Raw genomic sequence first — 21,062 nt, 5'->3', positions numbered from 1 at the left:
AAACCGATCGTTTCGATTGCTAGCAACCGTGACCGCTGCGGAGAGTGAATGATGCGCCTTCCCGACCTCGAAGCCTGGGCTATCTTTGCCAGCGTCGTCGAACATCGCTCGTTCAGCGCCGCCGCCGACGCGATCGGGCTGAGCAAGGCGACCGTATCCAAGGCGATCACGCGGCTCGAGGCGCATCTCGGCCAGTCGCTGTTTCATCGCACCTCGCGCCGGCTCGCGCTGACCGAGGCGGGCAAGCCGCTCGCCGAGCACGCCGCGCGGATCCTGGGCGAAGCGCGGCTTGCGGAGGAATCGGCAAACGACGCCGCGAGCGCGCCGACGGGTCGCGTGCGACTGGCGGCGCCGATGAGTTTCGGCATCACCAATGTCGCGCCGCTGCTGGCCGAGTTCCTGGCCGCGCATCCTGGAATCGAGATCGACCTGCATCTGTCGGACGCCCGCGTCGACATCGTCGCGGAGGGGTTCGACGTGGCGTTGCGCATCGCGGAGCTGCCCGACAGCTCGCTCCGCGCGCGACGGCTGTGCAGCATCCAGGCGCACACCGTCGCCGCGCCTGCGTATCTGGCGGCGCATGGGACGCCGACGCATCCCGCGCAGCTCGGCGAACACCGCCTGATCGGCTATTCGAATGTCGTCGGGCCCTGGCGGTTTCAGCGCCCCGGCGAAAGCGACGTTTCGGTGCGGTTGCAGGGTCAGCTCACCGCCAATAGCGGCGAAGCGGTCGTCCCGGCGCTCGTCGCCGGTCTCGGCATCGCGCGGCTGCCCCATTTCATCATCGAGGCGCAGCTCGCGTCGGGTGCGCTGGTGACGCTGCTCGATGACTGGGCGCCCGCACCGATCGGCCTCCACCTACTGACCCCGCCCAGCCCGCTCCGCCCGGCCCGGGTCGAGGCGCTCATCGCGTTCCTCGGCGCGCGGCTTCGCGACCCCGGCTGAACCGCGCCGGCTGGACCCCGACGGAACCCCCGACGGAACCCCGACGGAACCCCGACGGAACAATGCCCGCCGCCAGGCTATTGCTGTGCGTCACCACGGAAGGATGTCGATGCCCCCCTACCAGACCGCGTCCCGGACCCGCCGCGCATGACCGGCGCGATCCATCCCGCCCCGCCGACCACGCTCGTCATCTTCGGTGCGATGGGCGACCTGACCCGCCGATTGCTGATGCCCGCGCTGACCAACATGACCCGGCTCGGCATGATCGGTGACGATTTCTCGGTCCTCGGGATCGGTATCGAACCCGGCGACGACGACACGCTGCGCACCGCGCTCGCCACCTTTCGCGCCAGCGCTTCCACGGCGCATAAATCGCCCGAGCAGGAAGCCGCCTGGGACCGGTTGCAGGCGCGCGTCGAGTATATGCAGGGCGATTTCACACAGGACGACGTCTATGCACGGCTGAGCGACCGGCTATCGGGCAACGCCGCCTTCTATCTCGCGGTGCCCGCGCGGTTCTTCGGCGACATCGTCGATCGGCTCGCGGCCAACGGGCTGACGCATGAGAGCAAATCCGCGTTTCGCCGGATTGCGATCGAGAAGCCGTTCGGCCACGACCTCGCCTCCGCGCAGGCGCTGAATGCGCGCATCTTGTCGCACGTCGCCGAGACGCAGATCTACCGGATCGACCATTTCCTCGGCAAGGAAACCGTCCAGAACATCATGACCGCGCGCTTTGCGAACATGATGATCGAACGGGTCTGGAATGCCGACTGTATCGCGCATGTCCAGATCACCGCCGCCGAGACCGTCGACGTCGGCACGCGCGGTGCGTTCTACGACGCGACGGGTGCGTTGCGCGACATGGTCCCGAACCATCTGTTCCAGCTGCTGGCGATGGTCGCGATGGAGCCCCCTGCAAGTTTCGACGCGGAGGCCATCCGCAACGAAAAGGGCAAGGTGCTGAAAGCCGTTCGGGCTTATTCACCCGCCAAGGCGCGCCGCAACGGCGTCCGCGGCGCCTATGGTGCGGGGACGATCGGCGAACGCGCCGTCCCCGCCTTCACCGCATCGCCCGACATTGCCCCCGACAGCACCACCGAGACCTATGTCGCATTGAAGCTGATGGTCGACACGTGGCGCTGGGCGGGCGTGCCCTTCTACCTTCGCACCGGCAAGGCGATGGAGATTCGCGATACCGAGGTCGTGATCACCTTCAAGCCCGTGCCGTTCGCCCAGTTTCACGCGACCGCCGCCGAGAAACTGCCGCCGAACCGCCTGATCATCCAGATTCAGCCCGACGAGGGGCTCAGCATGGATATCAATATCAAGCGCCCCGGGCTCGAGGTCGACACTGCGCCGATCGCGCTGGATTTCCGCTACGCCGACTCGTTCGATATCGGGGCGATGACCGGGTATGAGTCGCTGATCCACGATCTGTTCGCGGGCGACCAGACGCTGTTCCAGCGCGCCGACGCGATCGAGGCGGGATGGGCCGCGGTCCAGCCGTTTCTCGACGCATGGGCAAGCGAAGGCGCACCCGACACTTACGCCGCGGGTACGACAGGACCGGCGGCGGCAGACGAACTGCTCGCGCGCGACGGGTTTGCCTGGCACACGCTCGACCCGGCAAAGACGTGAGCTCGCGCCGCGACTCGGTTGCCGGGCTCTGATCACGGAGTTTTGGTCGGTTCCGTACCAAGAGTTCGTATAACGCTCTCATTTAAGACGGAATTAACCTTTTGCTTTCAGATGTTCTTTGGTTAATGAATCAACGGCGGATCGCTTAGCAGGGGCTGGCGTTTTCGCTAAACGGGGGACAACCCATGCGCGTGCTGCTGATCGAGGATGAGCCTACCACCGCCAAGGCCATTGAGCTTATGCTCACGACCGAGGGCTTCAACGTGTACATCACCGATCTGGGCGAAGAGGGCCTCGATCTTGGCAAGCTGTATGATTACGACATCATCCTGCTCGATCTGAACTTGCCCGACATGCACGGCTATGATGTCCTGAAGCGTCTTCGTGTTGCGCGTGTTGCGACGCCGGTGTTGATCCTGTCGGGCGTCAACGAAATGGACTCCAAGGTTCGCAGCTTCGGGTTCGGCGCGGACGATTACGTCACCAAGCCGTTCCACCGTGAAGAACTCGTCGCGCGGATCCATGCCGTCGTGCGCCGTTCGAAGGGCCATTCGCAGTCGGTCATCCGCACCGGCAAGCTCGCCGTGAACCTCGATGCCAAGACGGTCGAAGTCGATGGTAGCCGCGTCCACCTGACCGGCAAGGAATATGCGATGCTCGAGCTGCTCTCGCTGCGCAAGGGCACCACGCTGACCAAGGAAATGTTCCTCAACCACCTCTATGGCGGGATGGACGAGCCGGAACTCAAGATCATCGACGTCTTCATCTGCAAGCTGCGCAAGAAGCTCAGCCTGGCGTGCGACGGCGAAAACTACATCGAGACCGTCTGGGGCCGCGGCTATGTCCTGCGCGAACCCGACGAGATGGTCGAAGCGCAGGTCGCCTGATCTGCTCGGCTGCGCGACCCAAAGGCCAGGGTCGCGCCGCTTCACTTCACAGGTTTAGGCTTGCAACCTTGCCTGATGGTGTCAGTTTAGTCTTCATCGGAGGTGTTCCATGAAGACTATCCTGCTCGCTGTCGGACTGATTGGCTGTTCTGCGGCCGCTTCTGCGCAACTTGGCGTTCCTGGCCCCAGCGGCTTGATAGGTACCAGCGCGCCGTTTCCCGGAAATCCCGGCTGGACGCCGCGCACGAACATTTCGCCCCCGTCGATCACGCCGACGATGCAACGCGAGCGCGAGGCGCGGTTGCGGCTCGTCCTGGCGACCTTCCCCGACCTGCCGACCACTCTCGCAGCGGCACCGCCCCGCCAGCGGGCTGCGCTCTACGCGAAGGCCGAACACAAGGCGGTCTGGGCGCGGATCAACGCGCGCGCATCGAAGGACGCCAGCGGCGACCTTTGAGGCTACCGGCCGGCTATTTCCGAACCCAGACCTTCTCGCCCCCGACCCAGGTCTCGGCAACCTTGATCGCACGCAGTTCGGTCGGTGAAGCGATCATCGGATCGCGGTCGACGACGATGAAGTCCGCGCGCTGCCCGGCGGCGAGCGCGCCGAACTTCGTCTCGGCAAACCCTGCATAGGCGGCGGCACCGGTCATCGCCCACCACGCCTGTTCGCGCGAGATAAGTTCCTGCGGCTGCCACCCGCCCTGCGGCTGGCCGTTGGCATCCTGCCGGGTGAACGCCGCGGCCCAGGTGGCGAACGGATCGGGCTTCTCGACCGGGAAATCGGTACCAAAGGCGAGCTTCGATCCGTTCGCCAGCATCGACTTCCAGGCATAGGCGCCGGTCAGCCGACTCGGCCCGAGCCGCGCCTCCGCCATCGTCCGGTCGCTGGTCTGGTGCGTCGGCTGCATCGACGCGATCGTGCCGAACTTGCCGAAGCGCGGCAGGTCGGTGGGATCGACGATCTGCGCATGCTCGACACGCCAGCGCCGGTCGCCCTTGTAGGTCTCGCTCTCGACCTGGATCGCGTCGAGCACCTGCTGGTCCGCGCGATCGCCGATCGCGTGCACCGCGACCTGGAACCCGTCCATCGCCGCGCGGCTCATCTGGTTCTGGAGCTGCGCATCGGTGAGGAAGCCCAGCCCGGTCTGCCCCGGCGCATCGGCATAAGGCTTTAGCAGCCACGCGCCGCGCGAGCCGAGCGCGCCATCGGCATAGAGCTTCACCCCGCCCATCCGCAGATGGTCGTCATACAGCCACGGCGTCGGCCCCTTGCCGCCGATCCGCCCTGCGGTCTCGACGCCCAGCGCATAGCTTATGATCCGGACGCGCAATCCGCCGATATCCGCCATCCGGCGATAGGTCAGCCAGTCGTCGAGCGTGGTGCCCATGTCGGCGACCGCGGTGACGCCGTACCCGAGCAGGATCCGCTGCGCGGTGAGGAAGGCCGCGTCGCGCTCCTTGGGCAGAGGCTGCGGCACGACCTTCTCGACCAGCGATTGCGCGGCGTCGACGAACACGCCCGACGGCGCGCCGCCGCTTTTTTCGATGCGCCCGCCCGCCGGGGCGACCGTGGCACCGGTGATCCCCGCCTCGCGCATCGCGACGCTGTTCGCCCAGCCGGCATGGCCGTCCGCGCGCGACAGCCAGATCGGATGGCCGCCCGAAACCGAGTCAAGATCCGCAGCGGTCGGGAACCGCCCGAGCCCCCAGGCTTCCTGGTTCCAGCCGCGGCCGAGCACCCATTTGCGATCAGGATTGGCCGCGACATAGGCCGCGATCCGCGACTTTGCGTCGTCGAGCGATGTCGCCGCCGACAAATCGAGCGACAGCGCGCCGAAGCCGAGCTCGATCACATGGCCATGCGCATCGACGAAGCCGGGCAGCACGGTCTTGCCGCCCATGTCGGTGCGCCAGTCATAGAGCGGCTTGCCCGCGTTCTTCTTCAATTCCTTGCGGCTGAGCTTGGGGGGCTCCTCCCCCGGCGGCACCAGCCGGGTCACGCGGCCGTCCTTATCGACCAGGATCGCCTTGAACCGGACGATCTTGCCGCCCTCGGTGATGGTCAGGCCGTTGACGTTGTCGACGATCCCGTCGGCCAGCGCCGGGGTGGCGAACAGCGACAGGGCGGCACTTGCGAACAGGACAGGCTTCACTTCGGCAATCTCCGCACCAACGCACTCGTATCCTGCCGCGCGCCGCCCATGGCCTGCACATCGGCATAGAATTGATCGACCAACGCCGCGACCGGCAGGACGGCACCGTTGCGCCGCGCCTCGACGAGCGCGAGCCCCAGATCCTTGCGCATCCAGTCGACCGCAAAGCCGAAGTCAAATTCTTCCTTCGCCATCGTCGGCCAGCGATTGACCATCTGCCAGCTCTGCGCCGCACCGCCCGAAATCGCCTCGAACACCTTGTCGAGGTCGAGCCCGGCATTCTGCGCGAAGCGGATCGATTCGGACACGCCCTGGATCACCCCGGCGATCGCGATCTGGTTGCACATCTTGGTCGTCTGGCCCGCGCCCGCGTCGCCGACATGGACGATCCGTGCGGCATAGGCCTGCATATACGGCTCGGCCTTCGCCATGGCGTCGGCGGAACCGCCGCACATGATCGACAATTTGCCGTTCTCGGCCCCCGCCTGCCCGCCCGACACCGGCGCATCGACGACGAGGGCGCGGGCGTCCGCCAGCCGCCGGGCGATCGCAGCGGAGACGGTGGTATGGTCGACGAATACCGCGTCGTCGCGCATTGCCGCGAACACACCGTCTTCAGCCAATGTCACCGCGGCAAGATCATCGTCATTGCCGACACAGGTGAACACCGCATCCGCATCGCGCGCCGCCAGAGCAGGCGTGTCCGCGACCGATCCGCCATATTTATCGGCCCATGCCAAAGCCTTGGCCTGGGAGCGATTATAGACGGTAACGTCGTGCCCTGCCGCGACGAGATGCCCCGCCATCGGCGCGCCCATCACGCCAGTCCCGATGAATGCCAGTTTTGCCATGGATCAAGCGCATAAGCGGTGTTTCCCCTGCGCGCCAGATGGTCTAGCGCAACGCCTATGGCTACCCTCGCTGCCGTAGCGGCACCCACCCTTCCCGTGTCCATCGACGACGTTCGCGCCGCGCATGACCGGATCCGCGCCTCGATCGTCCGCACGCCGACGCTGATCAGCCGCACGCTGAGCCAGATGACCGGCGCGACCGTCTATCTGAAGTTCGAGAATCTTCAGTTCACCGCGGCGTACAAGGAACGCGGCGCGCTCAACACGCTGTTGCAGCTGTCGCCCGAGGCGTGCGCGAAGGGCGTGATCGCTGCGTCGGCAGGCAATCACGCACAGGGTCTTGCCTATCACGCCAACCGGCTCGGCATCCCCGCGACGATCGTCATGCCGACCAACACCCCGACTGTGAAGGTCACGCAGACCGAAGGTCACGGCGCCAAAGTCGTGCTGTTCGGCGACACCTTCGACGCCGCCTATGCGCATGCCCGCATCCTCGAGGGCGAATGCGGCTTCACCTTCGTCCATCCGTTCGACGACGCCCGCGTCATCGCCGGCCAGGGCACGACCGCGATCGAGATGCTCGAGGACGTGCCCGAGATCGACATGATGGTCGTCCCGATCGGCGGCGGCGGTCTTATCTCGGGCGTCGCGACCGTGACGCGGGCGAACGCCGCGCAGGGCGGTCATGCGATCGAGGTGGTCGGCGTCGAGGCCGAGCTGTTCCCGTCAATGTACAACCGCATCAACGGGACGACGATGCCCTGCGCCGGCGACACGCTGGCCGAGGGGATCGCGGTCAAGGAGCCCGGCGGCATCACTTCCAAGATGGTCGCCGAACTCGTCGACGACATCGTCCTGGTCAGCGAACGCAGCCTGGAGATGGCGGTCAGCCTGCTGCTCCAGATCGAGAAGACGGTCGTCGAGGGCGCCGGCGCCGCCGGCCTCGCCGCGCTGCTCCAGCATCCCGAGCGCTTCAAGGGGCGCACCGTCGGGATCATCCTGTGCGGCGGCAATATCGACACGCGGCTGCTCGCCAACGTCCTGCTGCGCGATCTCGCACGCTCGGGCCGGCTCGCACGATTGCGCATCCGCCTGCAGGATCAGCCCGGCGCGCTGTACAACGTCGCCCGGATCTTCGATCAGGAGCGGGTGAACATCATCGAGGTGTATCATCAGCGCGTCTTTACGACGCTGCCGGCAAAGGGGCTGATCACAGATATCGAATGCGAGGCCCGCGATCGCGCGCATCTCGATCGGCTGGTCACCGCGCTGAAGGCGGCGGGCTATGAGACGAGCACGGTCGAACTGGCCTGATCCCCGGCCAACGCCGCCGGAATTTCTTTTACCACCGCGGGCCGCCCCACTTTCCAGCGGCCCGCACAGGAATCATATACCGCCCGCGCCTTGAGAGCGCTGAAGCCGAGAGAGGGGCACTTCGCGATGACTGCGCCTTTTCGGTTTCCCCGGTTCTTCGTGACCAGCCCCGGCCCCTGCCCCTATCTGCCCAATCGGGAGGAGCGGAAGGTCTTCACCGAGCTGAACGGCCCGCATGCGGTCGAGCTCAACGACGCGCTGAGCCGGATCGGGTTTCGACGGAGCCAGGGCGTCGCCTATCGGCCGAGCTGCACCGGCTGCAGCGCCTGTGTGTCAGTCCGTGTCGTGACGCCGGAATTCACGCCCAATGCGACGCAGCGCAAGTTGCTCAAGCGGCACGGCGACATCACCGCGACCGTCTGTCGCGCATGGGCGACCGACGAACAGTTCCAGCTGTTGCGCCGCTATCTGTCGGCGCGTCATCCGGACGGCGGCATGGCCGGGATGGACGAGGACGATTATGCCGACATGGTCGAGCATTCGCCCGTCGACTCGCTGATCGTCGAATATCGCGAACCGGGCATCGGCAGTGCCCCGGGCCGGCTGGTGGGCGCCTGCCTCACCGATCGCCAGGCCGACGGGCTGTCGATGATCTACAGCTTTTTCGCCGCGGACGACGCATCGCGGCCGGGCTTCGGCAACTACATCATCATCGACCACATCCTGCGCGCACGCGGTGCGGGGCTACCCTATGTCTATCTGGGCTATTGGGTGAAGGGATCGGGCCGGATGGAATACAAGATCCGCTATCGTCCGATCGAGGCGCTCGGCCCGGGCGGATGGAGCCGCCTGAGCGAGGAGGACCTGCTGGCGGCCGCCCCAGGGCAGGGGAAGGACTAGTCGCCGACGGTCACTGGCCGTCCCGCGACACGACGACATCGACCTCCAGCCGCTCGCCGCCTTCGCCGAGTCGCGATCCTGCCACCGGCGCGGCCCCTGCGGCATCGAGCGCGACCGCGACACGGACATGATGCTCTTCTGGACAGTCGCCGGTGAACGGGTCGAACCCGATCCAGCCCAGCCCGTCGACATGCGCCTCCGCCCAGCCATGCGGCGTCGGACGGTGATCGTCCTCGCGTTCGGTCAGCAGATAGCCCGACACATAGCGCGCCGGCGCCCCCAGCGACCGCGCGGCGACGATGAACATCTGCGCAAAGTCCCGCGAGGTGGCGCTGTCGAGCCGGAACGCCGCCGCCGCGCCGAGATTTGGCTCGCGACGGCCGGGATTGGCGGCAAAGCGTTCGTGCAACGCCTCGTTCACCCGGTGCAGCGCGCCGATCCGGCCCTGCGCAGGGGTCGTGACGCGTGCGGCGAAATCGGCAATGGCCTTGTCCTGCGCAGTGGTCTCGGTCGGCCGGAGGAACAGCGCCGGCGGCAGCACCTCATAAGCGCCGTGGACGACGCCGTCGGAATGGCTGGTCAACACCTCGCCCGTGACGTCGATCTCGATCCCGTCGATCGGGCCGTCGATATAGAGCATCGTGATGGCATTGCCGAACCCGTCGCGCCCCTGCCGCAGCCGGGCATCGCAATCGATATCGATCCGCCACTGCGCGACCGTCTGGTCATGCGTGTTCTGCGGGGTCATGCGAAGCATCTGGACGAGTCGGCTCTGCGGCTCGGTGAAGCGATAGATCGTGCGGTGATCGACCGACAACCGCATCAAAGGAACTTGAACTGCCGGCCGATCGCACCGTGAAGCAGCGCATTTTCCTGGATGAAGGCCTGCAGATACTGGTGCAAGCCCGATGCGATCACCTCGCCGGATCGGGTTCGCCCCAGCCGCGAGGCACGGAGCCGCGCCATCCGGTCCGCCTCGCCATGCTGGCCGGTGCGTTTCGCAAGCAGATTGAGCACGTCCACCGTCTCCTCGACCGAGGCTGCAAGACTACGCGGCAACTCCGCGCGCGCCAGCAACAAATCGATCACGTCGGCCGGCCGAAGGCCGTCATTGTACATCCAGCGATAGGCGGTCACCGCCGACACCGTCTGCAATATGGTCGTCCACTGGTCGCGATCGATCGCGCCGCCCAGCTTCTGTCCCTCCGGCAGCAGAATATGATATTTGACGTCGAGCAGCCGCGCGGTGTTGTCCGCGCGCTCGACCGCCTGGCCGAGCCGGATGAACCAGGTCGTCTGATTGCGCAGCATGCGGTGGATCGCACCTTCGAACCCGCGCGTCTCGGTCTTGACCGCCTCGACCAGGTTGAGCTGCGCGGTCGTGCTGCCGGGGGTCGCGCGGTTTTCGAACAACAGCCACGCACGGTTGATCGCGGTCCATGATTCCCGCGTCAGCGCGGTCCGCACCGCCTTGGCATTGTTGCGCGCCATGTCGAGGCAGCGGACGATCGATCCCGGATGGCTGGCGTCGAGCGTGAGAAAGCGCACCACGTCGCGCTGCCCGACCGGCACCCCGGTCTTGGCAAAGGCCTCGTCCGTCTCGGTGACCGCCAGCGCCGATGCCCAGGCCGCCTCGCCCGCAGGCTGCGACGACAGCACGTCGAGGCGCACCGTCGCCTCGACGAGGCGCGCGATGAAATCGGCACGTTCGAAATAGCGTCCCAGCCAGTAAAGGGACGAAGCGGTCCTCGACAGCATCAGGATTGCGCCTCCGGCCCGGGCATGCCTTCGCCGAGGGTCTGCGTCATCCCGCCCAGCGTCTGCGTCATGCCGCCCGCCCCCATGCGTTGCGATTGATCCGCCATCAGGACGAAGCTGTCCTTCGTGCCGCCACCTTGGCTCGAATTCACGACCAGCGATCCCTGCTTCAGCGCGACGCGCGTCAGCCCGCCTGGCACGACCTGGACGCCCTTCGATCCGGTCAGCACGAACGGCCGGAAATCGACATGCCGCGGGCACAGCCCCGATTCGGCCATCGTCGGCACGGTCGACAGCGCGAGCGTCGGCTGCGCGATATAGCGATGCGGCTCGGCGATCAGCGCGGCACGGAAATCCTCGATCTCCTGCTTCGTCGCGGTCGGGCCGACAAGCATGCCATAGCCGCCCGAACCGTCGACCAGCTTGACGACGACGTCCTCGAGATTGTCGAGGACATATTTCAGCGCCTGGGGCTCGCGGCACCGCCACGTCTCGACATTGGGCAGCTTGCACTCGCCGCCCGAATAGAATTTCACGATGTCGGGCATGTAGCTGTAGATCGCCTTGTCGTCGGCGATGCCGTTGCCCGGCGCGTTGATGATCGCGACATTGCCCGCGGCATAGGCGGCGATAAGCCCCGGCACGCCGAGCGCGCTGTCGGGACGGAACACGAGGGGGTCGAGATAGTCGTCATCGATCCGGCGATAGATCACGTCGACCTTCACGCGCCCCGCGATCGTCCGCATCCATACGACATCGTCGTCGACCACCAGATCGGCCGCCTCGACCAGTTCGACGCCCATCGTATCGGCGAGGAAGCTGTGCTCGTAATAGGCCGAGTTGTAATGCCCCGGCGTCAGCACGACGCAGGTCGGTGCGCTGACGCCGTGCGGCGCAACCGACTTCATCGTCTCAAGCAGCCGGTCGGGATAGCTGTCGACCGCCGCGACGCGGAACTCGCGGAACAGCTCGGGGCACAGCCGCAGCATCGCCTCGCGATTCTCGAGCATGTAGCTGACCCCCGAGGGCGTCCGCGCATTGTCCTCGAGCACGAAGAAGTCGTCGGGCCCGGTGCGTACCAGATCGATCCCGCAGATATGCGCCCAGACCCCGTGCGGCGGGCGCATCCCGGCGATTTCGGGACGGAACTGCGCATTGCCCATGACGAGATCCTCGGGGAGGATCCCCTCCTTCAGGATGCGGCGTTCGCCATAGATATCCTCGAGGAACGCATTGATCGCCTCGACGCGCTGGACGAGCCCTTCGGATAGCCGGGTCCATTCGTCGTGCAGGAACACCCGCGGGACGATGTCGAACGGGATGATCCGCTCGGCCGCCTCGTTCTCGCCATAGACGGCAAAGGTAATGCCGAGCTGCCGAAACGTCGTTTCAGCCGCCTGCTGACGACGCCGCAACTCGGCGTCGGGCGTCTCCTCGATCCAGCGGCCCAGAGCGGCCAGTTCGGGACGGACGCGGGTATCACCCGGTGCCCCCATGATTTCGTCGAACGCTTGTTTCCCCATCGAAATGGTAAATTCCCCATCAAGCGTTGCGGTTCCATGCTGCAACGCTTCCCTGCGCTGCACAAGCCGGATTAGACGCCCAGCCCCGCCAGCAGCGCCGGCGTGAGGACCTGCGGCAGGACGGTCGGCTCGGCCGCGCCCGGCGCATAATAGAGATAGAGCGGCACGCCGGCGCGGTTATGCGCCTCGATGAAGCGGCCCATGACCGGGTCGCCGTCGGTCCAGTCGCCGATCAGCACCGCGACCTTGTTCTTGGCGAACGCGTCGCGGACCGTCGCGGTCTCGATCGCCGCCTTCTCGTTGACCTTGCATGTCAGGCACCAGTCGGCGGTGAAATAGACGAATACGCCGCGTTTATCGGCGCGCAGCGCGGCAAGCTTCGCCTCGCTGAACGCCTCGTCGCCGGCGACCGCCGTCTTGGCCGCGGCCGGCGGCGCGCGGGCGATGACGACCGCACTGCCGACGAACACGATTGCCAGCGCGGCAAGGGTCACTGCGCCGAACGCCTTGCCCTTGCGCTGCCGGGTGCCGCCGACCCACAGCACCGCGCCGATCGCGAGCACCGCGACGAGCGCGAGCGTCAGGCTGTCGACGCCAGTCTGACGGCCCAGCACCCAGGCGAGTGCGATCGCGGTGAGGAACATCGGCACCGACAGGACATGCCGGAACGTCTCCATCCAGACGCCGGGCTTGGGCAGCCAGCGCCGCCACGCGGGTACGAAGCCGATCGCGAGAAACGGCAGCGATAGCCCGAGTCCCAGCCCGGCGAACACCGCCATCGCCGCGGGCCAGGGCAGCACCAGCGCAGCGCCCAGCGCTGCACCCATGAACGGCCCGGTGCACGGCGTCGCGATGAACGCAGCCAGCGCGCCGGTCGCAAACGCGCCGCTCGCACCGCTCTCGCCCGCGAACCGCGGCGTCGGCACCTCGAACAGCCCGGCCAGGTTGAACGCGATCGCGGTGCTCAGCAGCAGCAGCACGATGATCGCCGCGGGATGCTGCAACTGGAACGCCCAGCCGACCGCAGACCCGCCCGCACGCAGCGCGAGGATCGCCGCGCCAAGGCCAATGCACACCAGCACGACGCCCGCGGTATAGGCGAGCGCCTCGTGCCGCGCCTCGCGTTCGCTGGCGCCACCGCGCGCGAGGCTGAGCGCCTTCAGGCTCAGGATCGGGAAGACGCAGGGCATGATGTTGAGGATCAGCCCGCCGAGCACCGCGCCCGCAAACGCCGCCAGTGCGGTCGCCCACAGCCCGCCCGCATTATCCGATGACCCCGCCGCAACGATCCCGGGCGCGGCGCTGACCGCGAGCCCCTGCGCGTCGCCGATCCGCAGCACACCCTCGATCGGCGCATTGGCCTTGCCATTGGCCGCTAGTCGCGTCGCGATCGTCAGCGTATCGCCCGACCGCGTCACGGTCTGGCGCGCGCCATTGTCGATCACGCCGGTGGTGAACGGGAAGAAATAGGCATCCTGCGCCTTGGCCCCGGCGGGGAACGGCACCGCGACGCGCAGCACGCCCTTGTCGACCGCATAGGTCGCGCCCGAATCGAGCGGTTTGGGGATCGCCCGCCGCCAGCCGGCAAAGGCGCTCGCCTGCGACGGCGCGCCGTCACCGATCGTCAGGTCGAGCGCGAGCGCCTGCTCCTCGGGCACGCAGATCGTCGCCGAACAGACCAGATAGGACGTCTTCAGCCGGATCGGCAGCTTGGCGCCCGCCGCCAGCCCCGCCGGCACCTGGATCGTCACGAGCGGCGCATAGGGCGCCTCGTAGACATAGTTCATCAGCCCCGCGATGAGCAGCGTCGTCGGGACGGGCCATTCGGGCTGCCCCGCCGTCACTCCGCGCGGGAGTGTCCAGTCGAACGTCGCGGGGAATCCCGCATCGCCCGGATTGGCCCAGTAGCCGTGCCAGCCCATATCGGGAGTCGTTGCAATCGCGATGGTCAGCGGTGCGCCCGCTTTCGGATGGTCACTCTCGGCAACCAGCCGCATGCTCAGATGCCGGCTCGACCCGTCGAGCGAGTCCGCCAGCGCCGGCGTCGCCACGAGGCCATACAGCGCGAGCAGCATCGTCATCAGGACGCAACGTAAACTGCGCATGGCCATCCTTGTTTCGTTCATCGGCCACAGCCATAGCGAGGACGACACCGCATTACATCCGAAAGCAGTCATGCCGCTGCTCGTCAAAGGACTGTCCGTGAAAGCACTTATCGCCGCGTTGCTCCTGACCCCGGCCGCGTCCGTGACCGCGTCCGCGCAGACCGCTCCGACCCCGACCCCCGCCCCGGCGGTTGCGGCACCGACGCCCGCCACGCCGCCCAAGCTGATCGTGGCGATCTCGGTCGACCAGTTCGCCGCCGACCTGTTCCAGCAATATCGCAACCACTTCACCGGCGGCTTCACCCGCCTGCTGAACGGCGTGGTGTTTCCGAGCGGCTATCAGAGCCATGCCGCGACCGAGACCTGCCCCGGCCACTCGACCATCCTGACGGGCATGCGTCCCGCGCATACCGGGATCATCGCGAACAACTGGGTCGACCAGCGCGCCGGCCGCCCCGACAAGATCGTCTATTGCTCGGAGGACGAGCGCGTCGCCGGCAGCACGCATGACAGCTACACCGTGTCCGACATGCACCTGAAGGTGCCGACGCTCGGCGAGATGATGAAGGCGCGGGATCCGCGCACCCGCTCGGTCTCGGTCGCGGGCAAGGATCGCGCGGCGGTGATGATGGGCGGCCACAAGGTCGACGAGCTCTGGTGGTGGGACGGCAAGACCTATGTCTCTTATGCGGGCCGCGCCGTACCGCCGGCGGTGCAGCGCACGCGCGCCGCAGTCGCCGGGCTGATCGCGCTGCCCCAGGCCGCGCTGCCGCTGCCCGGCTATTGCGCAGGCGTGAACCACCCGATCGTGATCGCGGGCAAGACGTACGGCCAGGGCCGCTTCGAGCGCGAGGCGGGCGACGCCAAGGGCTTCCGCGTGTCGCCCGCGTCCGATGCCGCGGTGTTCGCGATGGCCGCCGCGCTGGTCCAGGACATGAAGCTCGGCCAAGGGCCGCAGACCGACATCATCGACATCGGCGCCTCGGCGACCGATTATATCGGCCACACCTACGGCACGCAGGGGTCCGAGATGTGCATCCAGATGGCCGAGCTCGACAAGACGCTCGGCGGCTTCTTCGCGGTGCTGGACGAGACCGGCGTGGATTACGAGGTCGTGCTGACCGCCGATCACGGTGCGCACGATGCGACCGAGCGCCAGCAGCAGCGCGCGATGCCGATGGAGGCGCATATGGACGAGAATGTGCTCGCCAAGCAGGTCGGCACCGCGATCGCCAAGGACCTGGGCCTGCCCGGCAGCGTCCTGCTCGGGACCGAGGGCGACGTCTATATCGACGATGCGCTGCCCGCCAAGACACGCGCCAGGGTGCTGACCGAGGCGCTGCGCCGCTACCGTGCGCTGCCGCAGGTCGCCGCTGCCTTCTCGGCTGCCGAGATCATGGCGACGCCGATGCCGACCACCCCGCCCGAGACCTGGACGCTGATCGAACGCGCGCGCGCCTCCTATGCCGAGGGCCGCTCGGGCCAGTTGGTCACGCTCCTCAAGCCGCGCGTGACGACGATCGTGTCGCCCGCCGGCGGCTATGTCGAAACGCACGGCAGCCCGTGGGACTATGACCGCCGCGTGCCGATCCTGTTCTGGCGCAAGGGGATCGCCGGGTTCGAACAGCCGCTGTCGGTGGAAACCGTCGACATCGTCCCGACGCTCGCCGCGACAATCGGCCTGCCGGTATCGGGGCTCGACGGCCGCTGCCTCGACCTCGACGCGGGCGCGGCGAGCACCTGCCCGAATTGACGGGGCTCGCCACCCCGCCCCTTCCGTCATCCCAGCGAAAGCTGGGATGACGGGGGGTGTGGACGCGGTGCTACCAGCCCACTTTTCCCGACGGCTCTGCCAAAAACTACCGCGTCTCGAACGCCCGCAACCCCGGCCCCAGCCGGTTCGCCCCCAGCGCCAGCCCGTCATGGCTGTAATCCGCCAGGAATGCGGGACTGGTCGCATCGCCCGGTGCCAGCCGCGCGTCATTGTCCTCGACGCGCAACCCGGTCGAGCGATAGGTCTTCGCTTCCGCCGCGACGACGATCAGCCCGGTGTGGTTCTCCTTCTGCCGCCCCTGCACGAAGGTGTTGCGCGCGATCAGCCCGGTCGCGCCTTCGGGCAGGTCGATCATGTAATTGGTCTTCCGCCCCGCGCTGTCGTCGAAGCTGTTGTCGGTGATCGAGACGGTCGGCACGCGCAGTTTGACGTAATGCCCGCCGGTCCCGCGCTCGAACCGCGAGCGGGTGATCGTCACGCTGCCCTGGTTCGCCAGATACACGGCATGCGAGCAGCTCGGCGACTGGTCGCACTGGCCTAGCCCCGAAAAGGTCGACCGGTCGATCGTGATCCGCTGCTCGCTTGGCTCGCCGCCGAGGATGCCTTCCTGGCTGTCGAGGAACATCGCGTTGACGACATTGAGGTCCCCCATCTCGGTGCGGATCCCCGCGCCATTGCCGTCGGGGACGCTGTAGCCGCGAAAGACCAGGCCATCGACGACCGATCCCTGCCCGCGCAGCACCAGTGCCGCCTTCTCCTCACAAGCCACGCCTTCGAAGATCGCGGTGCCCGGCTCCACCGCCTTGAAGGTGATCCGCCCGCCCGCCTGCACCGCGCATTGCCGGTAGGTGCCGGGCGCGATCAGGATCGTCGCGGTGCCGAGCCGGATCGATGAGACCGCCTCCTGCAGCGTCGCAAAGCCCTGCCCGTCGACGGTGAAGGGCGACGCGCGCCGCACCGGCGCTTGGGCCGAGGCGGACGCAGCAACCAGCACGAGCAATAAGAGCGATCGGTTCAAGCAGGGCACTCCCTCATCGGCCAGCCACGATTGCGCCGCCACGCCCCGTGCTTAGCGCGGATGCGCCCCGGCTGCCGATAGCGGGGGCCCGCCCCGCGTCCCGCAATGGCGCAGCCTGCAAACGGATCGACACCGGTTCGACCGTAGCGAAGCATATTGCCGCCGCCTGCCCGGCCGCATACCACCCCGCAGCATAAAGCCGGCGGGGGGCCCCCGACTGCGCGAGAGGGGGAATGCATGCACGCCATGACACCGACGGAGGTCTTCCTCCTTGCGATGCTCATCATCTTCAGCGTCCCCTATCTGGTCTGGCGGCTGGGCCGGACCGATTACTGGGCACCGCTGGTCGTGGTGCAGATCTTCGGCGGCATCCTGCTCGGACCGGGCGTGCTCGGCGCGCTCTTCCCCGATTATTATGCGACGATCTTCACGCCTGCGACAATCGGCTCGCTGAACGGCGTCGCGTGGTGGGCGGTGATGATGTTCGTGTGGGTCGCTGGCATCGAACTCGATCTCGGCGCGGCATGGCGACATCGCCGCGAGACCGCGGTCACCGCCGGCCTCGCGCTGGCAGTGCCGCTCGCGACCGGCAGCATCGCCGCCGCGCTGATGCTGCGCTATCCGGGCTGGGCAGGCGTGTCGGGCGCGCGGTGGCAGGTCGTTCTGGGCATCGGCATGGCCTGCGCGGTCACCGCGCTGCCGATCCTCGTGCTGTTCCTTGAAAAGCTCGAGGTCCTGCGTGAGCCGATCGGCCAGCGCATCCTGCGCTATGCCAGCCTCGACGATATCGCGATCTGGGGCGTGCTCGCGCTGATCCTGCTCGATTGGGAGCGGGTTGGCCGGCAGGCGGGCTTTCTGATCGGCTTCGCGGTCGCCACCCTGCTGATCCGCCGACTGATGGCGCGGATCCCTGAGCGCGATCGCTGGTATGTCAGCCTGATCTGGCTCGCCGGCTGCGGGTTCGCCGCGGACTGGGCGGGACTGCATTTCATGGTCGGCGCGTTCCTGTCGGGCGCGGTGCTCGACGCGAAATGGTTCGACCAGGTCCGGATGGACGACTTCCGCCGCTTCGTGCTGCTCGCGGTGATGCCGGTGTTCTTCCTGTCGACCGGCCTGAAGACGCAGTGGGCGGTCGGCGGGATCGCGGTGTTCGCCGCCGCCGCATTGTTGCTGCTCGCCTCGGTCGGCGGCAAGCTGGCGGGCGTCCACGCCGCCGGGCGGATCCTCAAATGGCGCCCGGGCGAGGCGTCGGCGATCGGCTGGCTGCTTCAGACCAAGGCGCTGATCATGATCATCTTCGTCAACATCCTGCTCGACAAGGCGATCATCACCAACGAGACCTTCACCGCGCTGCTGCTGATGGCGCTGGCCAGCACGATGCTGAGCGTACCGATGGTGGCGCCGAAACTGAAGAAGCTGGCGGCATTGGTCGGGCGTAGCGCCTGACAGCCATAATCATGGCGCCACCCCGGCGAAGGCCGGGGTGACGTCACGGTTCGGGGTTCAGTCCAGGTTCGGACGCAACCAGCGCTCCGCGATCGGCAGGTCGACGCCGCGCCGCGCCGCATAGTCTTCCAACTGGTCGCGACCGACGCGGGCGACACCGAAATACTCCGCCTGCGGGTGGCCGAAGTAGAAGCCCGAAACGGCCGCGGTCGGGAACATCGCGAAGCTCTCGGTCAGTTCGAGCCCGGTCGCGGTCTCGGCATCAAGCAGGTCGAACAGGATCGGCTTCAGGCTGTGGTCGGGGCAGGCCGGATAGCCCGGCGCAGGGCGGATGCCGCGATACTGTTCCTTGATCAGCGCGTCGTTGGTCAGCTGTTCCTCGGGTGCATAGCCCCACAGCTCCTGACGGACATGCTTGTGCAGCCGTTCGGCAAACGCCTCAGCGAAGCGATCGGCGAGCGCCTTCAGCAGGATGTCGTTGTAATCGTCATGCCCCGCCTTGAACCGCGCGATATGCTCGTCGATCCCGTGGATGCCGACCGCGAACCCGCCGAACCAGTCGCCCGCGGGATCGACGAAATCGGCGAGGCACATGTTCGCGCGCCCCTCACGCTTCGAAATCTGCTGGCGCAGCATCGGCAGGCGCACGTCCTCGTGCGGCATGTCGTGGCGGCGCGTGTGCGAGACGACCACATCGTCCCCCTCGCGCCGCGCCGGCCACAGCCCCACGACCCCGCGCGGCGTCAGCCATTTTTCCGCGACGATCGTGTCGAGCATCGCCTGCGCATCCGCATAGAGCGAACTCGCACTCTCGCCGACGACCTCGTCGGTCAGGATCGCCGGGAAGTTGCCCGCCAGCTCCCAGGCGCGGAAGAACGGCGTCCAGTCGATATAGTCGCGCAGGTCGGTCAGGTCCCAGTCCGCGAACACATGGACGCCGGGCTTCGCGGGCGCCCCGGGCTTCAACGCGAAGTCCGCGACGAACCCACGCTCGCGCGCCGTCTCGATCGGGATAAGCTCGCTCTGGCCCTTGTTGGCACGCGCCACCCTGACCGCTTCATATTCGTCCGCGGTCTTGGTCACGAACTCGTCGCGGATCGTGTCGCTGACCAGCGTCGACGCGACACCCACCGCGCGGCTCGCATCGAGCACGTGCACCACCGGGCCGTCATAGGCGGGCGCAATCCTGAGCGCAGTATGCACTTTCGACGTGGTCGCGCCGCCGATCAGCAGCGGCATCGTCATGCCTGCGCGCTTCATCTCCTCGGCGACGGTCACCATCTCGTCGAGGCTCGGCGTGATGAGCCCCGACAGCCCGATCATGTCCGCGTCATTCTCGTTCGCGGCTTCGAGGATCTTCGACCACGGCACCATGACGCCCAGATCGACCACGTCGAACCCGTTGCACTGGAGCACCACACCGACGATGTTCTTGCCGATGTCATGCACGTCGCCCTTGACCGTCGCCATGATGATCTTGCCCTTGCCGCGCGCGCCGGGCTCCTTGGCCGCCTCGATGTAAGGCAGCAAATGCGCGACCGCCTTCTTCATCACGCGCGCCGATTTCACGACCTGCGGGAGGAACATCTTGCCGCTGCCGAACAGGTCGCCGACGACGTTCATCCCGTCCATCAGCGGCCCCTCGATCACCTCGATCGGGCGACCGCCATTGCCGTCGATGATCAGCCGCGCTTCCTCGGTATCCTCGACGACGTGCAGGTCGATGCCCTTGACCAGCGCATATTCGAGCCGCTTGTTGACGCCTAGCGAACGCCATTCGGCGGCCGCCTTCTCCGCGACGACATCGGTGCCGCGATAGCGCTCGGCGAGCTGGACGAGCCGCTCACCCGCTTCGGGATCCTTGTTGAGCACGACATCCTCGACCGCCTGCCGCAGCTCGGGATCGATATCGTCATAGATGTCGAGCTGGCCGGCGTTGACGATCGCCATGTCCATCCCCGCGGGGATCGCATAATAGAGGAACACGCTGTGCATCGCGCGGCGCACGGGCTCATTGCCGCGGAACGAGAAGCTGAAGTTCGACAGCCCGCCCGAGATATGGACGTGCGGGCAGCGCGCCTTGATCTCGCGGCACGCCTCGATGAAGTCGACGCCGTAATTGTCATGCTCCTCGATCCCCGTCGCGACCGCGAAGACGTTGGGGTCGAAGATAATATCCTCGGGCGGAAAACCGATGCCGACGAGCAGCTTGTAGGCGCGCTCGCAGATCTCGACCTTGCGGTCCTTGGTGTCAGCCTGTCCGACCTCGTCGAACGCCATCACGACGACCGCGGCGCCGTATGCCATGCACTTGCGCGCTTGGGCAAGGAACTGCTCCTCGCCCTCCTTCATGCTGATCGAATTGACGATCGGCTTGCCGCTGACGCACTTCAGCCCCGCCTCGATCACGCTCCATTTCGAGCTGTCGACCATGAACGGGATGCGCGCGATGTCCGGTTCGGCGGCGATCAGCTTCAGGAACGTCGTCATCGCGTGGTGCGCGTCGAGCAGCCCCTCGTCCATGTTGACGTCGAGCACCTGCGCGCCGCTCTCGACCTGCTGGCGTGCGACCTCGACCGCGGCGGGATAGTCGCCCGCCATGATCAGCTTCTTGAAGCGGGCCGAGCCGGTGACGTTGGTGCGCTCGCCGATGTTGACGAAGGACGTGGAGGAGGGAGTGGTCATCGGTTCATTTCTTCCCCCCCTCCCGCAAGCGGGAGGGGGTCGGGGGGTGGGCGCCCGCC

General features: G+C 67.0%; 16 protein-coding genes. 8 read left to right on the top strand and 8 right to left on the bottom strand.

The window, feature by feature from the left end; genetic code table 11:
- Positions 1-51 precede the first annotated feature (51 nt).
- The 4 genes from NEF64_RS05300 to NEF64_RS05285 all read left to right on the top strand — a co-directional run bounded on the left by NEF64_RS05300 (position 52) and on the right by NEF64_RS05285 (position 3,930).
- Positions 52-945: a LysR family transcriptional regulator gene (locus NEF64_RS05300; protein WP_031396651.1), complete on the top strand. Its 894-nt coding sequence runs from the start codon at positions 52-54 to the stop codon at positions 943-945.
- Between the two features lie 147 nt (positions 946-1,092).
- Entirely contained in the window at positions 1,093-2,586 is a 1,494-nt protein-coding gene (zwf, locus tag NEF64_RS05295) for a glucose-6-phosphate dehydrogenase (RefSeq protein ID WP_056406099.1), read from the top strand.
- A gap of 185 nt (positions 2,587-2,771) precedes the next feature.
- The gene (gene ctrA, locus NEF64_RS05290) at positions 2,772-3,473 is read left to right on the top strand and encodes a response regulator transcription factor CtrA (protein WP_031396653.1); all 702 of its coding nucleotides are present in this window, start codon (positions 2,772-2,774) and stop codon (positions 3,471-3,473) included.
- Positions 3,474-3,750: 277 nt separating this feature from the next.
- Positions 3,751-3,930 (top strand): hypothetical protein, encoded by a 180-nt coding sequence (locus tag NEF64_RS05285; RefSeq protein ID WP_156360320.1) that lies wholly within the window; start codon positions 3,751-3,753, stop codon positions 3,928-3,930.
- Positions 3,931-3,943: 13 nt separating this feature from the next.
- Here the strand turns inward: NEF64_RS05285 and NEF64_RS05280 are convergent, their stop codons facing one another.
- Positions 3,944-5,629 carry an amidohydrolase gene (locus tag NEF64_RS05280; RefSeq protein WP_252574682.1) on the bottom strand — a complete coding sequence of 562 codons (1,686 nt, stop codon included), beginning with the start codon at positions 5,627-5,629 and terminating at the stop codon, positions 3,944-3,946.
- Positions 5,626-6,480, bottom strand: coding sequence for an NAD(P)-dependent oxidoreductase (locus tag NEF64_RS05275; protein WP_056406097.1), 855 nt, complete (start codon positions 6,478-6,480; stop codon positions 5,626-5,628). Before NEF64_RS05275 ends, NEF64_RS05280 begins: the two co-directional genes overlap by 4 nt.
- 57 nt (positions 6,481-6,537) lie before the next feature.
- Here NEF64_RS05275 and NEF64_RS05270 point away from each other — a divergent pair, with 57 nt between their 5' ends.
- Complete coding sequence (locus NEF64_RS05270; protein ID WP_056406096.1) at positions 6,538-7,794, top strand: threonine ammonia-lyase; 1,257 nt, start codon at positions 6,538-6,540, stop codon at positions 7,792-7,794.
- A gap of 126 nt (positions 7,795-7,920) precedes the next feature.
- Positions 7,921-8,694, top strand: coding sequence for an arginyltransferase (locus NEF64_RS05265; RefSeq protein ID WP_056406095.1), 774 nt, complete (start codon positions 7,921-7,923; stop codon positions 8,692-8,694).
- A gap of 10 nt (positions 8,695-8,704) precedes the next feature.
- On the opposite strand, the gene NEF64_RS05260 is transcribed toward NEF64_RS05265, so the two are convergent.
- The 4 genes from NEF64_RS05260 to NEF64_RS05245 form a co-directional block, all read right to left on the bottom strand.
- A complete protein-coding gene (locus tag NEF64_RS05260; protein ID WP_056406094.1) occupies positions 8,705-9,517 on the bottom strand; it encodes a transglutaminase family protein in 813 nt (270 codons plus the stop codon).
- The gene (locus tag NEF64_RS05255; RefSeq protein WP_031439469.1) at positions 9,517-10,452 is read right to left on the bottom strand and encodes an alpha-E domain-containing protein; all 936 of its coding nucleotides are present in this window, start codon (positions 10,450-10,452) and stop codon (positions 9,517-9,519) included. Before NEF64_RS05255 ends, NEF64_RS05260 begins: the two co-directional genes overlap by 1 nt.
- Positions 10,452-11,975, bottom strand: coding sequence for a circularly permuted type 2 ATP-grasp protein (locus NEF64_RS05250; RefSeq protein ID WP_056406093.1), 1,524 nt, complete (start codon positions 11,973-11,975; stop codon positions 10,452-10,454). The genes NEF64_RS05255 and NEF64_RS05250 overlap by 1 nt, the downstream gene beginning before the upstream one ends.
- A 71-nt stretch (positions 11,976-12,046) precedes the next feature.
- A complete protein-coding gene (locus NEF64_RS05245) occupies positions 12,047-14,080 on the bottom strand; it encodes a protein-disulfide reductase DsbD family protein (protein WP_200912166.1) in 2,034 nt (677 codons plus the stop codon).
- Positions 14,081-14,150: 70 nt separating this feature from the next.
- On the opposite strand from NEF64_RS05245, the gene NEF64_RS05240 reads away from it, so the two are divergent.
- Positions 14,151-15,833, top strand: coding sequence for an alkaline phosphatase family protein (locus tag NEF64_RS05240; RefSeq protein WP_056406091.1), 1,683 nt, complete (start codon positions 14,151-14,153; stop codon positions 15,831-15,833).
- Positions 15,834-15,939: 106 nt separating this feature from the next.
- Here the strand turns inward: NEF64_RS05240 and NEF64_RS05235 are convergent, their stop codons facing one another.
- Positions 15,940-16,872, bottom strand: a complete 933-nt coding sequence (locus NEF64_RS05235) for a polysaccharide lyase domain-containing protein (protein ID WP_056406370.1) — start codon at positions 16,870-16,872, stop codon at positions 15,940-15,942.
- A gap of 237 nt (positions 16,873-17,109) precedes the next feature.
- Between NEF64_RS05235 and NEF64_RS05230 the strand changes: the two genes are divergently transcribed.
- The gene (locus tag NEF64_RS05230) at positions 17,110-18,318 is read left to right on the top strand and encodes a cation:proton antiporter (protein WP_056406090.1); all 1,209 of its coding nucleotides are present in this window, start codon (positions 17,110-17,112) and stop codon (positions 18,316-18,318) included.
- A gap of 57 nt (positions 18,319-18,375) precedes the next feature.
- Here the strand turns inward: NEF64_RS05230 and metH are convergent, their stop codons facing one another.
- Positions 18,376-21,003, bottom strand: coding sequence for a methionine synthase (metH, locus tag NEF64_RS05225; protein ID WP_056406089.1), 2,628 nt, complete (start codon positions 21,001-21,003; stop codon positions 18,376-18,378).
- Between the last annotated feature and the right edge of the window lie 59 nt (positions 21,004-21,062).

This window comes from Sphingomonas aerolata (genome assembly GCF_023935825.1).
GTDB lineage: Bacteria > Pseudomonadota > Alphaproteobacteria > Sphingomonadales > Sphingomonadaceae > Sphingomonas > Sphingomonas aerolata.
The sequence above is the reverse complement of the archived record's forward strand: the minus strand, read 5'-3'. Positions and strand labels throughout refer to the sequence as shown.

Coding starts and splice junctions, on each gene's coding strand:
- NEF64_RS05275 (WP_056406097.1), bottom strand. CDS start 6,480: ATGGCAAAACTGGCATTCATCGGGACTGGCGTGATGGGCGCGCCGATG.
- NEF64_RS05255 (WP_031439469.1), bottom strand. CDS start 10,452: ATGCTGTCGAGGACCGCTTCGTCCCTTTACTGGCTGGGACGCTATTTC.
- zwf (WP_056406099.1), top strand. CDS start 1,093: ATGACCGGCGCGATCCATCCCGCCCCGCCGACCACGCTCGTCATCTTC.
- metH (WP_056406089.1), bottom strand. CDS start 21,003: ATGACCACTCCCTCCTCCACGTCCTTCGTCAACATCGGCGAGCGCACC.
- NEF64_RS05270 (WP_056406096.1), top strand. CDS start 6,538: ATGGCTACCCTCGCTGCCGTAGCGGCACCCACCCTTCCCGTGTCCATC.
- NEF64_RS05260 (WP_056406094.1), bottom strand. CDS start 9,517: ATGCGGTTGTCGGTCGATCACCGCACGATCTATCGCTTCACCGAGCCG.
- NEF64_RS05265 (WP_056406095.1), top strand. CDS start 7,921: ATGACTGCGCCTTTTCGGTTTCCCCGGTTCTTCGTGACCAGCCCCGGC.
- NEF64_RS05250 (WP_056406093.1), bottom strand. CDS start 11,975: ATGGGGAAACAAGCGTTCGACGAAATCATGGGGGCACCGGGTGATACC.
- NEF64_RS05285 (WP_156360320.1), top strand. CDS start 3,751: ATGCAACGCGAGCGCGAGGCGCGGTTGCGGCTCGTCCTGGCGACCTTC.
- ctrA (WP_031396653.1), top strand. CDS start 2,772: ATGCGCGTGCTGCTGATCGAGGATGAGCCTACCACCGCCAAGGCCATT.
- NEF64_RS05230 (WP_056406090.1), top strand. CDS start 17,110: ATGCACGCCATGACACCGACGGAGGTCTTCCTCCTTGCGATGCTCATC.
- NEF64_RS05240 (WP_056406091.1), top strand. CDS start 14,151: ATGCCGCTGCTCGTCAAAGGACTGTCCGTGAAAGCACTTATCGCCGCG.
- NEF64_RS05300 (WP_031396651.1), top strand. CDS start 52: ATGCGCCTTCCCGACCTCGAAGCCTGGGCTATCTTTGCCAGCGTCGTC.
- NEF64_RS05245 (WP_200912166.1), bottom strand. CDS start 14,080: ATGCGCAGTTTACGTTGCGTCCTGATGACGATGCTGCTCGCGCTGTAT.